The sequence below is a fragment of the Microbacterium sp. NPDC097977 genome, from assembly GCF_040302605.1.
Classification (GTDB): domain Bacteria; phylum Actinomycetota; class Actinomycetes; order Actinomycetales; family Microbacteriaceae; genus Microbacterium.
Genome location: NZ_JBEOUR010000005.1, coordinates 18,299 through 33,160, shown reverse-complemented (window position 1 = coordinate 33,160; position 14,862 = coordinate 18,299). Strand labels below are relative to the sequence as shown.

Genomic DNA, 14,862 nt, shown 5'->3' with positions numbered 1-14,862 from the left:
GACCCGGGCGCCGCACAGGGCCCACCCCCGAGAGGACGACGACATGGCATCCACCTGGCTCGTGGTGGGGCTCGGCAACCCCGGCCCGCGATACGAGGCGACCCGGCACAATGTGGGTCAGATGGTGATCGACGAGCTCGCTGCGCGGCGTGGCGAGACCTTCCGCGAGCACAAGGGCGGCGCGCGCGTCGTGGAGACGTGGCTCCGTCCGGGCGGGGACAAGCTGGTGCTCGCGAAGCCGAACACGTTCATGAACGTCTCGGGCACTCCTGTCGCAGCCCTCGCGCGCTTCTACTCGGTGCCCCCAGAGCAGATCATCGTGATCCATGACGAGCTCGACATCCCGTTCGACACGGTCAAGCTCAAGACAGGCGGCGGACACGGCGGGCACAACGGCGTGCGCGACATCGCCCGAGCGATCACCACGCCCGATTTCCCGCGCGTGCGGGTGGGGATCGGTCGGCCCGTCGGACGGCAGGATCCCGCGGACTGGGTGCTCTCGCCCTTCGGCAAAGACGAACGCGCGAACCTGCCGATCCTCGTCTCCGACGCGGCGGATGCCGTCGAACTCCTGGTCGCCGAGGGGCTTCTCGCCGCTCAGCAGAAGCACCACGCCCCGCGCTGAGCGCGGGTGCACGCCCGGAGGCGCACGGCGGTCAGGGCGGTCAGGGCAGGAAGCCCGTGGCGGTTCCCGTCGATACGGTCACGAGCACGACGACCCAGAAGATGATGGGGCCCAGTACGGCGACGACCAGGGCAGCGATCCCGGCGCCACGCCCCTGCTTCTTGCGGATGGCGAGGATGCCGATCACGATCGCCGCGATCCCGAGGATCGTGCCCGTCCAGAACGACACCTCCGCCCACAGCACCTGGTCGCGGGCGGGGGAGAGGACCGAGAGGAAGTCGGGCGAGGTGGTGTCCAGCCCGCCGGGGATGCGGCGGCCGATCTCGAACCCCGCGATGCCGGCCACGATGGGCGTGACGACGGCCGCCACGATCGACAGGATCAGGGCGATGAGGCCGAGGACCCCGGACTTCTTCGGCTCCGTGGCGGGCGGCTGGTAGGAGCCTGCGGGGGACTGGTAGCCGCCCACCGGCACCTGATAGGCGCCGGGAGGGCTGGCCTGGTAGACGGGAGCGCCCGCGGGCGCCTGGTACGGCTGCGCGGTGGGGGCCGACGGTGCCGACTGCGGGTATGCCGGAGGGGCGGGGGGAGCCGGCTGATACGTCGGAGCCGCGGGCTGGGCCGGCTGATACGCGGGAGGCGCGGGTGGTACGGGAGGAACGGCGCCGGACGGGGGCAGCTGCGGGTCAGTCACGCCCCCATCCTATGGCGCAGCGCATCAGATGCGACGGAGCAGTCCCACCCGGTCGTACACCGCTCCGAGAGTGGCGTCGGCGACGGCATCAGCCTTGGCGGCGTTCGCGGCGAGGATGCGGTCGAGCTCCGCGGGATCGTCGAGGAGCTCCAGCGCGCGCGTGCGCACGGGGGCGAACTCGTCGACGACGACCTCGGCCAGACCCTTCTTGAAGTCGCCGTAGCCCCGGCCCGCGTACTCGTCTTCGATCGACCCGACCTGGCGGCCGGTGAGGGCGGAGTAGATCGTCAGCAGGTTGGAGACTCCGGGCTTGTTCTCGCGGTCGAAGCGCACCGACCCCTCGGTGTCGGTCACCGAGCGCATGATCTTCTTCGCCGACTTGGCGGGGTCGTCGAGCATCCACAGCACGCCGGCGTCGCTCTCCGCCGACTTCGACATCTTCGAGGTGGGGTTCTGCAGGTCGTAGATGCGCGCCGTGTCCTTCTGGATCACCGGACGCGGCACGACGAAGGTCTCGCCGAAGCGCGAGTTGAAGCGCTCGGCGAGGTCGCGGGTGAGCTCGACGTGCTGCTTCTGGTCGTCTCCGACCGGCACCACATCGGTCTGGTAGAGCAGGATGTCGGCCGCCATCAGCACGGGGTAGGTGAACAGGCCCACGCTCGTGGCGTCGGCGCCCTGACGCGCCGACTTGTCTTTGAACTGGGTCATGCGTCCGGCCTCGCCGAAGCCGGTGATGGTGGACAGGATCCACGCGAGCTCTGCGTGCGCGCGGACGTGCGACTGCACGTACAGCGTCGACAGCGACGGCTCGATGCCGGCAGCGATGTACTGCGCCGCCGTCCGACGCGTCTTCTCACGCAGCTCGGCCGGGTTCTGCGCGACGGTGATGGCGTGCAGGTCGACGACCGAGAAGAACGCGTCGTTGGTGGTCTGCAGCTCCCGCCACTGCAGGAGCGCTCCGATGTAGTTGCCGATCTGGAGGGAGTCGGCGGAGGGCTGCATTCCTGAGTACAGGCGAGGTTTCGTCACAGCATCAATCCTATGGGGATGCCGGCGTCGGCAGAGTCCGCACGCTCAGCAGGTGTAGTCGACCACGACGGGCGCATGGTCGCTCCAGCGCTGGTCGTAGGCGTCGGCCCGAGCCACGTGGTACGCGGTGACCCGCTCGGCGAGGGCCGGGGTGGCCAGGTGATAGTCGATCCGCCAGCCGGAATCGTTGTCGAAGGCCTGCCCGCGCATCGACCACCAGGTGTAGGGGCCCTCGACCTCTCCGTGGAAGGTGCGCCCGACGTCGACCCAGCCGAGGCCCTCGCCGGTGGTGCCGTCGACGCCCTCGACGGTTTCGCCCGCCGCGCCGAGGAAGCGGTCGAAGTACGCGCGCTCGCGGGGGAGGAAGCCCGCCTTCTTGCGGTTGCCTCGCCAGTTCTTGATGTCGAGCTCGCGGTGGCCTACGTTCAGATCGCCCGTCACGAGAGCGAGCGGACGGTCGCCCGCACCGAGCTCGGCGAGACGCACGCCGAAGGCGTCGAGGAACTTCCACTTCTCGTCCTGCTTCGGGGTGTCGGCCTCGCCGCTGTGGACGTAGGCGCTGACCACGGTCAGAGGGCGATCGCCGATCAGGAAGTCGGCTTCGATCCAGCGGCCTTTCGAGTCGAAGTCCGCATCGCCGAAGTCGGTCCGTGTCGCGAGGGCAGGGGTGCGGCTCGCGATCGCCACTCCGGCACGGCCCTTCGCCGTCGCCTCATCGTGCACGAACGTCCACCCGGGGAGAGCCGCCTCGAGGTGTTCGTCCTGCCCTCGGACCTCTTGCAGGGTGAGGATGTCGACGTCGGCGGTGTCGAGCCAGGAGGCCATGCCGTTGCGAGCCGCCGCTCGGATCCCGTTGACATTGACCGAGGCGATACGCAGATGAGGCATACCTACAAGCCTAACGAGGGGGTCCGACATCGGGAGACGTGCGCCCCGGCTCCGCCAGGAAGCGCTGGACGAGCGGCGACGCCGTCTCCGGCGGAGGGGGAGCGGACGCCTCGAGCGCGTGCAGATCGTCTTCGGCCGCGCGCAGTGCGCGTCGCGCCGCGAAGGCACGGAACCAGGGTGCCTCGTCGACGGCGGCGCGGGCGTCCCGCACGCGGATGCGTGAGGCCCGCAGCAGCGTCCTGTGCTCGGCCACCCGCCGCTCCGCCTCGGACTGGTGCATCAGCGGCAGATCACGATCCTGCGCGGCGACCGCGATCCACGAGGACGCCACCAGCATCACGACGCCGTTGATCCGGAACCAGAGCAGCAGGCCGACGAAGATCGCGAACGTCGCGAGGAGGGGATTCGAGGGGGTGTAGCTCAGTAGGAATCCCACCCCGAACTGCAGCACGGTCATCGCGCCTCCACCGAGCAGCGCACCGGGCCAGATCACGACCCAGTCGAGCGAGGTCCCCGTCAGGAAGCGCACCATCGCGGCGAGTGCGCTCGAGAGCAGGACGAAGGAGAAGAGGATCGTGCCGATGCGGATGCTGATCTCCCAGCCCGTCGATCCGGAATCCCAGCCGACGAGGCCGAGGATCCAGGTCAGCGCGGCCGCGCTGGCGGAGCTGAGGACGGAGCCCGCGATGAGGGCGATCCCGAAGAGCAGCGCGGCCAGCAGATCCCGCGCCTTCAGCATGAAGTAGCTGCGCAGATCCGGCGGCAGCCCGAAGATGTCCCTCGTCGCCCGTCGGGAGAAGGTGACCCAGCCGATGGCGGTCCAGATGACGGTGCCGAGGGCGATCAGGCCCGTAACGCTCAGCACGCCGGTGGTGTTCGCCGCGATCTCCCGCACCTGCGCCGGGGTGAACACGCCACCCTCGTCGCGGATCAAGTTGGGGACGTAGCCGTTCACGAGGGCGATCACGCCGTCGACCGCCTCAGAGCTGCCGCCGAGCCACAGCCCGGTGACGGCGAACGCCAGGTAGATCGCCGCGAAGATCGCGAACAGGGCCTGATAGCTCACCCCAGCCGCGAGGAGGAACCCGTTGTGCTGCAGGAAGTGCCGCCACACCCGCACGGGGAACAGCGCGAGGGTGCGCTGCGTCAGGGCGGTGGCCCGCTCGACCGCAGCGTCGACACGACCGGAGCCCGAGGCACCTCGATCACGATCAGACACGTCTTCACCCTATCCACGCGACGCGAAAGGGCGGGCACCCGACCGGGCGCCCGCCCTTTCGCTGCGTATGAGTCGCGTCAGGGACGCCCGCGCAGCACGGCCTGCTTGACCTCGGCGATGGCCTTGGTGACCTCGATGCCGCGGGGGCATGCCTCGGAGCAGTTGAAGGTGGTGCGGCAGCGCCACACGCCCTCCTTGTCGTTGAGGATGTCGAGGCGCACGGCGGCGTTGTCGTCGCGCGAGTCGAAGATGAAGCGGTGCGCGTTCACGATCGCGGCGGGGCCGAAGTACTGTCCGTCGGTCCAGAACACCGGGCACGAGGACGTGCAGGCGGCGCAGAGGATGCACTTGGTCGTGTCGTCGAAGATCTCGCGGTCGGCGATGCTCTGGACGCGCTCCTTGCCCTTCTCCGGCACGGAGTTCGCCACGAGGAACGGCTGGACCTCGCGGTAGGAGGCGAAGAACGGCTCCATGTCGACGACGAGGTCCTTCTCGAGCGGCAGACCCTTGATGGCCTCGACGTAGATCGGCTTCGAGATGTCGAGGTCCTTGATCAGCGTCTTGCATGCCAGACGGTTGCGGCCGTTGATGCGCATGGCATCGGAGCCGCAGATGCCGTGGGCGCACGAGCGGCGGAACGTGAGCGATCCGTCGACCTCCCACTTGATCTTGTGCAGCGCGTCGAGGACGCGGTCGGTGGAGAAGAGCTCGACGTCGTAGTCGACCCAGTGCGGCTCGGAGTCGACCTCGGGGTCGAACCGTCGGATGTTGAAGGTGACGATGAAGGACTGGATCGCCGCCTCTTCGGTCGTGGCTGCGGGGGCTTCGGCGATGGCGTTCGACATGCTCAGTACTTCCTCTCCATCGGCGGGTAGTTCAACTCGCCCTGCTCGTTCTTCGTGAACACGACGGGCTTCCAGTCGAGCTTGATGTGGTCGCCCGGGTCGGACGAGTGCGCATCTCCCGTGAGGTAGGCCATGGTGTGCTGCATGTAGTTCTCGTCGTCGCGCTTCGGGAAGTCGTCGCGCATGTGTCCGCCACGGCTCTCCTCGCGGTTCTGCGCGGCGTAGACGACGACCTCGGCGATGTCGAGCAGGAAGCCCAGCTCGACGGCCTCGAGCAGGTCGGTGTTGAAGCGCTTGCCCTTGTCGTCGACGTGGATGTTGCGGTAGCGGTCGCGCAGGTCGGCGATGACGCCGAGAACGTGCTGCAGGGACTCGTGCGTGCGGAACACCTGCGCGCCCTTGTCCATCTCGTCCTGCAGCGTCTTGCGCAGCACGGCGATGCGCTCGGTGCCCTGGTTGTTGCGCAGCCCCTCGAGCATGTCCGAGACGAAGGCGGCGGGGTTCTCGGGAAGCGGCACGAACTCGGCGGTCTTTACGTACTCGACCGCGTTGCGCCCGGAGCGCTTGCCGAACACGTTGATGTCGAGCAGCGAGTTGGTGCCGAGACGGTTGGCTCCGTGCACCGAGACGCAGGCGCACTCGCCGGCGGCGTACAGACCGGGCACGACGGTGTCGTTGTCGGCCAGGACCTCGCCGTTGTTGTTCGTCGGGATCCCGCCCATCGCGTAGTGAGCGGTCGGCATCACCGGCACGGGCTCGACGACCGGGTCGACGCCCAGGTACGTGCGGGCGAACTCGGTGATGTCGGGGAGCTTGGTCTCGAGGACCTCCGCGCCCAGGTGCGTGCAGTCCAGCAGCACGTAGTCCTTGTGGGGACCCGCGCCGCGCCCCTCGGCGACCTCCTGGACCATGCAGCGGGCGACGATGTCGCGCGGCGCGAGGTCCTTGATGGTCGGGGCGTAGCGCTCCATGAAGCGCTCGCCCGAGGCGTTGCGCAGGATCGCGCCCTCACCGCGGGCGCCCTCGGTGAGGAGGATGCCGAGTCCGGCGAGACCGGTCGGATGGAACTGGAAGAACTCGAGGTCCTCGAGGGGGAGGCCCTTGCGCCAGACGATGCCCACGCCGTCGCCGGTGAGGGTGTGCGCGTTCGAGGTCGTCTTGAAGATCTTGCCGAAACCGCCGGTCGCGAAGATCACGGCCTTGGCCTGGAAGACGTGCAGCTCGCCCGTGGACAGGTCGTAGGCCACGACGCCCGAGACCTGCGTCTTGCCGTCGGCATCCTTCACCGTCAGGAGGTCGAGGACGTAGAACTCGTTGAAGAAGTTGATGCCGAGCTTGACGCAGTTCTGGAAGAGCGTCTGCAGGATCATGTGACCGGTGCGGTCGGCGGCATAGCAGGCGCGACGCACCGGGGTCTTGCCGTGCTCTGCGGTGTGCCCGCCGAATCGGCGCTGATCGATCTTGCCCTCGGGCGTGCGGTTGAAGGGGAGACCCATGTTCTCGAGGTCGATGACCGCGTCGATCGCCTCCTTGGCGAGGATCTCGGCAGCGTCCTGGTCTACGAGGTAGTCGCCACCCTTGACCGTGTCGAAGGTGTGCCACTCCCAGCTGTCCTCCTCGACGTTCGCGAGGGCGGCCGCCATGCCTCCCTGTGCCGCGCCGGTGTGCGAACGCGTCGGGTAGAGCTTGGAGATGACGGCGGTGTTCGCGCCGGAGCCTGCCTCGATCGCCGCGCGCATGCCGGCACCGCCGGCGCCCACGATCACGATGTCGAACTGGTGGTAGTGCACTCCGTCGCGCACGACGGAAGCCTGGGTCTCTGTAGTCACTTCTCGTATGCCTTCTCTTCTACTTGCCCAGGGTCTGGCACTGTTCCCACAGCGTGCTCGTCTCGGTCACACCGAGGCACGGGTCGAACGTGAAGACGACCAGCGTGCCGAGGATGATGAGCAGTGCCGCGGCCAGGCCGAGGGCCCAGGTCAGTGCCTTGCGGGCGGTGTTGTTCGTGACGTAGTCGTTGACGATCGTCCGCATGCCGTTGGCGCCGTGGATCAGCGCCAGCCACAGCATGAGGACGTCCCACCACTGCCAGAACGGCGTGGCGAACTTGCCCGCGATGAACGCGAAGTCGAGGGCGTGGATGCCCTCGCCGACCATCAGGTTGATGAACAGGTGGCCGAAGATCAGCACGACGAGGACGACGCCGGAGCCGCGCATGAACAGCCAGCCCCACTTCTCGAGGTTGAATCCGCGGCGGGTGCGTGCCGGAGCGGCGACGGTCTGAGCGGTCATCAGTGTCCTCCTCCGAAGCCGGCGAACGCGAGCATGAGGTGGCGCGGCACGAAGCCCGCCATGATGATGCCCCAGACCAGGAGCACGCCCCAGAAGAGCTGTCGCTGGTACTTGGCGCCCTTCGACCAGAAGTCGACCGCGATGATGCGCAGGCCGTTCATCGCGTGGAACACGATGCCCGCGACCAGCACGACCTCGCCGAGGGCCATGATCGGGTTCTTGTATGTGCCGATGACCGCGTTGTAGGCCTCGGGGGACACCCTGATGAGTGCTGTGTCGAGCACATGCACCAACAGGAAGAAGAAGATGGCGACTCCGGTGATGCGGTGAAGCACCCACGACCACATGCCTTCGCGACCTCGGTAGAGGGTGCCGCGGGGCGTCTTGGAAGTGGTTTCCGAAATCGACGGTGTCAAGCGAGCGCTTGTGGACACGGTCGTCCTCCCTGGATCGATGTGACTCGGTCGCGTGCGATGCGTCTTTCCAGCGTGAACGTGCTGTCGTAGGGCACGGCCGATCGGACACCATCCTATTCCCGTGAGAGGGCACCGGGCGACGAAGGGGAACCTAACTCTCTCGATGTCGAGATGTCCGCCTCCGATGTCCGGATGGCGGCCCGCGATACCCTGTCAGGGTGAGCCAACCGATTCCGAACTTCTATGCCGTCATCCCCGCCGGCGGCATCGGCAGCCGTCTGTGGCCGCTGTCGCGCGCGGACGCCCCGAAGTTCCTGCACGACCTCACCGGGTCGGGGCATTCGCTGCTCCGCGACACCTGGGACCGGCTGGAGCCGCTGGCCGGAACCGATCGCATCGCCGTCGTCACCGGCCGCGCGCATCGGGCCGCGGTCGAGGCCGAGCTCCCCGGCATCCAGGACCTCAACGTCTTCCTCGAGTCCGAGCCCAGGGAGTCGGCGGCCGCGATCGGCCTCGCCGCCGCGATCCTCCACCGCCGCGACCCCGACGTCATCATCGGCTCGTTCAGCGCCGACCACGTGATCCGCAGCACGCGGGTCTTCGAGTTCGCCGTGCGAGATGCGGTCGAGGTCGCTCGCGAGGGCTACATCTGCACGATCGGCATCGCTCCGACGGAGCCCGCCATCGGTTTCGGCTACATCAAGAAGGGTCCCGAGCTCGTCGTGGAGGGCGCGCGCGAGGCCGCGCTCGTCGAGAGCTTCGTCGAGAAGCCCGACCTCGAGACGGCGAAGGCGTACTTCGCCGATCGCGACTACCTCTGGAACGCCGGCATGTTCATCGCGAAGGCGAGCGTGCTCCTCGAGGAGCTCGCCGAGAACGAGCCCGCCCTCTACTCCGGACTGCTCGAGCTCGCCGAGGCGTGGGACGACCGCGAACGTCGGGGCCCCGCGGTCGACCGCATCTGGCCGAGGCTGAAGAAGATCGCCATCGACTACGCCGTCGCCGAGCCCGCCGCCCGTCGCGGCCGCCTCGCCGTCGTGCCCGGCCATTTCGACTGGGACGACGTGGGGGACTTCGCCTCGCTCACCAAGCTCATCAACAACGGCCGCAAGAACGACCTCGCCGTGCTGGGGCCCAAGGCCCGGGTGCTCTCGGATGCGGCCAGCGGAATCCTCGTCAGTCAGACCTCGCGAGTGATCAGCCTGATCGGCGTCAAGGACATCGTGGTCGTCGACACCCCGGACGCTCTGCTGGTGACCACGGTCGAGCACGCCCAGCGCGTGAAGGGCGTCGTCGAGTCGCTCAAGCTCACCGGTCGGGGCGACGTGCTCTGATGAGCACCCGCCGGCGCTCATCGGCTGGCTTGGTTTCAGCTTTGTAACCATTCGAAGGCGGCCACGGGTCGAGCATGCACAAAAGTCGAAACAGTAGGTAACTTTGAGCGATCCGCGATGGGCGCGGGACCCTTCCAGGAGGCATGAGTTGACCATCTCCACCACCAAGAAGCTGCTGGGCGCAACCGTCGCCGCTGGCGTCATCTTCTCTCTCGCCGGCTGCGGCCAGGCTCCCACCGAATCCGGTGGTGATGCAGGCGGAGACGCAGCATCCGACTTCCTGCCCTGCCTCGTGTCCGACGCCGGCGGGTGGAACGACAAGTCGTTCAACCAGTCCGCCAAGGAGGGCATGGACAAGGCAGCCGACGAGCTCGGCGTCAAGCCGCTCGAGTTCGAGTCGGCCAACGACAACGACTACGCACCGAACCTCGAGACCGCTGTCTCCGAGGGCTGCTCGCTCATCGTCTCGGTCGGCTTCAAGCTGTCCGCCGCGACCGTCGAGTCCGCTCTGGCGAACCCGAAGATCAACTACGCGATCATCGACGACTACGCCGACACCGACTTCGACGGCACCACGGATGCTCCGAACATCAAGCCCCTCGTCTTCGACACCGCTCAGGCCGCCTACCTCGGTGGGTACGCCGCCGCTGGATGGTCCGCTCAGGCCGGTGTGAACAAGGTCGGCACCTTCGGCGGAATGCAGATCCCGTCGGTCGCCGTGTTCATGGACGGCTTCCAGCTCGGCGTCGAGAAGTACAACGAGGACAAGTCCGGCGCCGTCGAGGTCTTCGGCTGGGACAACGTGACGCAGAAGGGCTCGTTCACCGGCGGGTTCGACGCGAACGACACGGCCAAGCAGACCGCTCAGGGCGTGCTCGACCAGGGCGTCGACGTCATCCTCCCCGTCGGCGGTCCGATCTACCAGAGCGCCGCTGCGGCGATCAAGGACAGCGGCAAGGACACGCTCATGGTCGGCGTCGACAGCGACCTCGCCGTCGCCGACGAGTCGGTGGCCGACGTCACCCTCTTCTCGATCATGAAGGCGATCGACGTCGCCGTCCAGGACGCCACGATCGCCGCCTCCAAGGGCGACTTCGACCCGGCGCCGTACGTGGGAACGCTCGAGAACGAGGGCGTGAAGCTCTCGGGCTTCGGCTCGTTCGAGGGTGACCTGCCCGACGGCCTGCTCGACGAGATCGCAGCGCTGCAGGAGCAGATCATCTCCGGCGACATCACGGTGGAGTCCCCGAACTCCCCGTAAGTCATCGTGGTCCAGCACGGGGCGAGTGGTGAAAGCGGCCACTCGCCCCGTGCCGTGGGCGGACGATGATGACTGTTCACGGCGCACCAGGGCGATCCCCGGTGATTGCGCCGCAGACCCTCTGGATCACACTTCTGGATAAGGTGCAGATATGAAGCTCGAACTTCGCGGAATCACCAAGAGATTCGGCACCCTCGTGGCCAACGACCACATCGACCTGGTCGTCGAGCCCGGGCAGATCCATGCGCTGCTCGGCGAGAACGGTGCGGGCAAGTCCACGCTGATGAACGTGCTCTACGGCCTGTACCAGGCCGATGAGGGCGACATCCTCCTCGACGATGTGGTGCAGCGGTTCCGCGGCCCCGGCGATGCGATGAACGCCGGCATCGGCATGGTGCACCAGCACTTCATGCTCGTGCCCGTCTTCACCGTCGCCGAGAACGTCATGCTCGGCCACGAGCAGACCAAGGGCGTCGGCACCCTCGACATCGCCAAGGCCCGCGAGCACGTGCGCGCGGTCGCCGCCCGCTTCGGCTTCGACATCGATCCCGACGCCGTCGTCGGCGATCTCCCCGTCGGCGTGCAGCAGCGGGTCGAGATCATCAAGGCCCTCTCGCGCGACGCCAAGGTGCTCGTGTTCGACGAGCCGACCGCCGTGCTCACCCCTCAGGAGACCGACGAGCTGATGGCCATCATGCGCCAGCTCCGCGATGAGGGAACCGCGATCGTCTTCATCACCCACAAGCTCCGTGAGGTTCGCGAAGTGGCGGACACCATCACCATCGTGCGCCTCGGGCGCATCGTGGGCGAAGCATCGCCCACGGCCACCAACGGCGAGCTGGCGTCGCTCATGGTCGGCCGCGCGGTCGAGCTCACCGTGAAGAAGGATGCTCCGCGTCTCGGCGAGGGCGGTCTGGCGGTCTCCGGCCTGCGCGTGCTCACCGCCGCGGGGGCCATCGTCGTCGACGGCGTCGACTTCACCGTGCGTCCCGGCGAGGTGCTCGCCGTCGCTGGTGTGCAGGGCAACGGACAGACCGAGCTCGTCGAGGCCATCGTCGGCCTCGCATCGCGCGTCGAGGGATCGATCACGCTCGACGGCACCGAACTCGTCGGCAGGAGCGTGCGGGCCATCCTCGACGCCGGTGTCGGCTTCGTCCCCGAGGACCGCACGGAAGACGGACTGGTCGCCGGCTTCACCGTCGCAGAGAACCTGATCCTCGACCGCTCGGCCGACCCCGAGTTCAGCCGCGGCGGCACCCTGCGTCGTGCGGCGCTCGACGACTTCGCCCACGCGCGCATCAAGGAGTACGACATCCGTGCTCAGGGCCCGCACACTCCGGCGGGGACGCTCTCGGGCGGAAACCAGCAGAAGGTCGTCATCGCGCGGGAGATGAGCCGCGAACTGCGTCTCCTCGTCGCCGCTCAGCCGACGCGCGGCGTCGATGTGGGGTCGATCGAGTTCATCCACAAGCGCATCATCGAGACGCGCGACGCGGGGATCCCCGTGGTCGTGGTCTCGACCGAGCTCGACGAGGTCGCAGCTCTCGCCGACCGCATCGCGGTCATGTACCGGGGGACCATCGTCGGGATCGTCCCCGGCGACACCCCCCGTGAGACCCTGGGACTGATGATGGCGGGCGCCGCCGAAGGAGAGGTGGCCGCATGAGCGGTACGACGCCGCAGGCCGGCTCGAACGAGGGGTCGGGCGATCAGCTCTCGCTGAACACGACGACCACTCTGCGCGACTCCGGAGACGTGCCGCCGCCCCCTCGGGGCAATGTCATCCTGAAGGAGATGCTGCGGGGGAGCGCCGTCACCACGATCCTCGCGATCTTCCTCGCGCTCGTCGTCGGCGGCATCCTCATCGCCCTCACCAACGAGGACGTCCTCACCGCATCCGGCTACTTCTTCCAGCGTCCGAGCGACACGATCGCCGCCGTGTGGAACGCCGTCTACAACGGCTACGAGGCCCTGTTCCGCGGAGCGATCTTCAACGCGCGCGGTGCGGACTTCGCCGCTCAGATCCGTCCTCTGACCAACACGCTCGGCTTCGCCGCCCCGCTCATCGCGGCCGGTCTCGGCGTCGCCCTCGCGTTCCGCGTCGGCCTGTTCAACATCGGCGCCCGCGGGCAGATGCTCATCGGCGTCGCTGTCGCCGGGCTCCTGACGTTCCAGCTCGATCTGCCGTTCTGGCTGCACATCCCGGTGACGCTGATCGCCGGCATCGCCGGCGGTGCACTGTGGGGAGCCATCGCGGGCCTGATCAAGGCCCGCACCGGGGCGCACGAGGTCATCCTCACGATCATGCTGAACTACGTGGCGTATTACCTGCTGCTGTGGATGATCCGCACCCCCGGCCTCCTCCAGAAGCCGGGCACGAACCAGGCCCTCGGCTATGCCACGCCGGAGAGCGCGCAGTTCCCCGAGCTGCTCGGGCCGCAGTTCCCCCTGCTCGACTTCGGCTTCGTCCTCGTCATCGTCGCGACGCTGTTCGTCTGGTGGCTGATCGAGCGCTCGTCCCTCGGCATGCGGATGCGCGCCGTCGGCGAGAACCCGCACGCCGCCCGCGCCGCCGGAATCAGCGTGCAGCGCGTCTACGTCTACGCCATGCTCCTCGCCGGTGCGCTCGCGGGGCTTGCAGGCATGAACCAGATCCAGGGTGCGGTCACGACCGGCCTCACCGAGACCATCGACGCGGGCATCGGCTTCGACGCCATCACCGTCGCACTGCTCGGGCGCAGCCGCGCCTGGGGCACGTTCGCCGCCGGCATCCTGTTCGGCGCCCTCAAGGCAGGGTCGTTCTCCATGCAGGCGCAGGACATCCCCGTCGACATCGTGCTCGTCGTGCAGTCGCTCGTCGTGCTGTTCATCGCCGCGCCGCCGCTGCTGCGCGCCGTGTTCTTCCTTCCCAAGACCGATGCGGAGAAGGCGGCCAAGTCGAGAGCCAAAGCCGCGAAGAAGGCGGTGACCGCATGACCTCCCTCGCCCAGACCGAAGCCGCCGACGGAACCGTGCAGCTCGCCACCGTGCGCGAGCGGCACCTCAAGGCGCCGATCGTCCTCGCCGCAGCCACCGTGCTGCTGGCCCTCCTGTTCCTGCTCGTGCCGCGCAGCGGCACCAGCAGCTTCCGACTCAACGACCCCGCCTCGCCCTTCGCGCTGCCCGACGTGGCGCTGCCGACCGGGCCGACGAGCTGGGTCATCATCGCGATCCTCGCGGTGCTGTCGGTCCTGGCCTTCCTGCGCGCATGGTCGTACCGCAAGCCGTCGATCTGGCTGGTCATCGCCTTCAGCGTGCTCGCGGTCTTCGGGTTCCTCGTGTGGGCCGGTGCCGGCGGACTCGTGCCCGTGAGCAGTCTGCTCTTCGGCGCCGTGTCGCTGTCGGTGCCGCTCGTGTTCGGTGCGCTCGGCGGAGTGATCGGCGAGCGTGCCGGTGTCGTGAACGTCGCGATCGAGGGTCAGCTGCTGCTCGGCGCCTTCTCGGCCGCCCTGCTCTCGAGCATCACGGGCAGCGCGTTCATCGGCCTGCTGGGTGCGATGGTCGGCGGCGTGCTCGTCGCCGCCGTGCTCGCGGCATTCGCCATCAAGTACCTCGTCGAGCAGGTCATCGTCGGTGTCGTGCTCAACGTCCTGGTCAGCGGTCTCACCGGGTTCCTCTACGGGGCGCTCCTCGCTCCGAACGAGGCGACGCTCAACACCCCGGTGCGGTTCAGTCGCATCGAGATCCCGCTTCTCAGCGACATCCCCATCATCGGACCGGTGCTGTTCAACCAGACGTTCATCGTCTATCTCATGTTCATCACCGTCGCCGTCGTGGCCTGGGGCCTGTACCGCACCAAGTGGGGGCTGCGGCTCCGCGCCGTCGGCGAGCACCCGCAGGCCGCCGACACCGTCGGCATCAAGGTCAACGCGACGCGCTTCTGGAACGTGCTCCTGGCCGGCGCCATCGCCGGCATCGGCGGTGCGTACTTCACGCTCGTCTCGGTGCCGCAGTTCGGCAAGGACATGACCGCAGGCCTCGGCTTCATCGCCCTCGCCGCCGTGATCTTCGGCCGCTGGGACCCGATCCGTGCCACGCTCGCCGCCCTGCTCTTCGGCTTCGCGACGAACCTGCAGAACCTGCTGTCGATCCTGAAGACCCCGATTCCCGGCGAGTTCATGCTCATGCTGCCGTACGTGGTGACGCTGCTCGCGGTGGCGGGCTTCGCCGGTCAGATCCGTGGGCCCGCTGCCAGTGGCAAGCCGTACATCAAGTCCTAG

14 protein-coding genes are annotated in these 14,862 nt (G+C 68.0%); 6 read left to right on the top strand and 8 right to left on the bottom strand.

Annotation, left to right across the window (positions count from 1 at the left end; genetic code table 11):
- Positions 1–43: 43 nt before the first annotated feature.
- On the top strand, positions 44–625 hold the full coding sequence (gene pth / locus ABTZ43_RS02345) for an aminoacyl-tRNA hydrolase (RefSeq protein WP_056420867.1): 582 nt from the start codon (positions 44–46) through the stop codon (positions 623–625).
- A gap of 40 nt (positions 626–665) precedes the next feature.
- Here pth and ABTZ43_RS02340 read toward each other — a convergent pair whose 3' ends face one another.
- From ABTZ43_RS02340 to sdhC, 8 genes are all read right to left on the bottom strand, one after another.
- Positions 666–1,319, bottom strand: coding sequence for a hypothetical protein (locus ABTZ43_RS02340; protein WP_350537695.1), 654 nt, complete (start codon positions 1,317–1,319; stop codon positions 666–668).
- Between the two features lie 24 nt (positions 1,320–1,343).
- Positions 1,344–2,348 (bottom strand): tryptophan--tRNA ligase, encoded by a 1,005-nt coding sequence (trpS, locus tag ABTZ43_RS02335; protein WP_350537694.1) that lies wholly within the window; start codon positions 2,346–2,348, stop codon positions 1,344–1,346.
- 45 nt (positions 2,349–2,393) lie between these two features.
- A complete protein-coding gene (locus tag ABTZ43_RS02330; RefSeq protein ID WP_200946626.1) occupies positions 2,394–3,236 on the bottom strand; it encodes an exodeoxyribonuclease III in 843 nt (280 codons plus the stop codon).
- A gap of 10 nt (positions 3,237–3,246) precedes the next feature.
- On the bottom strand, positions 3,247–4,455 hold the full coding sequence (locus ABTZ43_RS02325; RefSeq protein ID WP_350537693.1) for a YihY/virulence factor BrkB family protein: 1,209 nt from the start codon (positions 4,453–4,455) through the stop codon (positions 3,247–3,249).
- Between the two features lie 77 nt (positions 4,456–4,532).
- Positions 4,533–5,300, bottom strand: coding sequence for a succinate dehydrogenase iron-sulfur subunit (locus tag ABTZ43_RS02320; protein ID WP_045253530.1), 768 nt, complete (start codon positions 5,298–5,300; stop codon positions 4,533–4,535).
- 2 nt (positions 5,301–5,302) lie between these two features.
- A complete protein-coding gene (gene sdhA / locus ABTZ43_RS02315; protein WP_056420882.1) occupies positions 5,303–7,129 on the bottom strand; it encodes a succinate dehydrogenase flavoprotein subunit in 1,827 nt (608 codons plus the stop codon).
- Positions 7,130–7,148: 19 nt separating this feature from the next.
- Positions 7,149–7,592, bottom strand: coding sequence for a succinate dehydrogenase hydrophobic membrane anchor subunit (locus ABTZ43_RS02310; RefSeq protein ID WP_056420888.1), 444 nt, complete (start codon positions 7,590–7,592; stop codon positions 7,149–7,151).
- On the bottom strand, positions 7,592–8,026 hold the full coding sequence (gene sdhC / locus ABTZ43_RS02305) for a succinate dehydrogenase, cytochrome b556 subunit (protein WP_072591539.1): 435 nt from the start codon (positions 8,024–8,026) through the stop codon (positions 7,592–7,594). The genes ABTZ43_RS02310 and sdhC overlap by 1 nt, the downstream gene beginning before the upstream one ends.
- Positions 8,027–8,226: 200 nt before the next feature.
- Here sdhC and ABTZ43_RS02300 point away from each other — a divergent pair, with 200 nt between their 5' ends.
- From ABTZ43_RS02300 to ABTZ43_RS02280, 5 genes are all read left to right on the top strand, one after another.
- Positions 8,227–9,342, top strand: a complete 1,116-nt coding sequence (locus ABTZ43_RS02300) for a mannose-1-phosphate guanylyltransferase (protein ID WP_056420891.1) — start codon at positions 8,227–8,229, stop codon at positions 9,340–9,342.
- 148 nt (positions 9,343–9,490) lie between these two features.
- Positions 9,491–10,603, top strand: coding sequence for a BMP family lipoprotein (locus ABTZ43_RS02295; protein WP_149424233.1), 1,113 nt, complete (start codon positions 9,491–9,493; stop codon positions 10,601–10,603).
- A gap of 151 nt (positions 10,604–10,754) precedes the next feature.
- Positions 10,755–12,269 (top strand): ABC transporter ATP-binding protein, encoded by a 1,515-nt coding sequence (locus ABTZ43_RS02290; protein WP_350537692.1) that lies wholly within the window; start codon positions 10,755–10,757, stop codon positions 12,267–12,269.
- The gene (locus ABTZ43_RS02285) at positions 12,266–13,579 is read left to right on the top strand and encodes an ABC transporter permease (RefSeq protein ID WP_253386446.1); all 1,314 of its coding nucleotides are present in this window, start codon (positions 12,266–12,268) and stop codon (positions 13,577–13,579) included. Before ABTZ43_RS02290 ends, ABTZ43_RS02285 begins: the two co-directional genes overlap by 4 nt.
- A complete protein-coding gene (locus ABTZ43_RS02280; RefSeq protein ID WP_350537691.1) occupies positions 13,576–14,862 on the top strand; it encodes an ABC transporter permease in 1,287 nt (428 codons plus the stop codon). The genes ABTZ43_RS02285 and ABTZ43_RS02280 overlap by 4 nt, the downstream gene beginning before the upstream one ends.

What these genes read in the sequence shown, in the direction of transcription:
- pth (WP_056420867.1), top strand. Translation starts at nt 44, where the DNA reads ATGGCATCCACCTGGCTCGTGGTGGGGCTCGGCAACCCCGGCCCGCGA.
- ABTZ43_RS02330 (WP_200946626.1), bottom strand. Translation starts at nt 3,236, where the DNA reads ATGCCTCATCTGCGTATCGCCTCGGTCAATGTCAACGGGATCCGAGCG.
- ABTZ43_RS02320 (WP_045253530.1), bottom strand. Translation starts at nt 5,300, where the DNA reads ATGTCGAACGCCATCGCCGAAGCCCCCGCAGCCACGACCGAAGAGGCG.
- ABTZ43_RS02310 (WP_056420888.1), bottom strand. Translation starts at nt 7,592, where the DNA reads ATGACCGCTCAGACCGTCGCCGCTCCGGCACGCACCCGCCGCGGATTC.
- ABTZ43_RS02290 (WP_350537692.1), top strand. Translation starts at nt 10,755, where the DNA reads ATGAAGCTCGAACTTCGCGGAATCACCAAGAGATTCGGCACCCTCGTG.
- ABTZ43_RS02285 (WP_253386446.1), top strand. Translation starts at nt 12,266, where the DNA reads ATGAGCGGTACGACGCCGCAGGCCGGCTCGAACGAGGGGTCGGGCGAT.
- ABTZ43_RS02280 (WP_350537691.1), top strand. Translation starts at nt 13,576, where the DNA reads ATGACCTCCCTCGCCCAGACCGAAGCCGCCGACGGAACCGTGCAGCTC.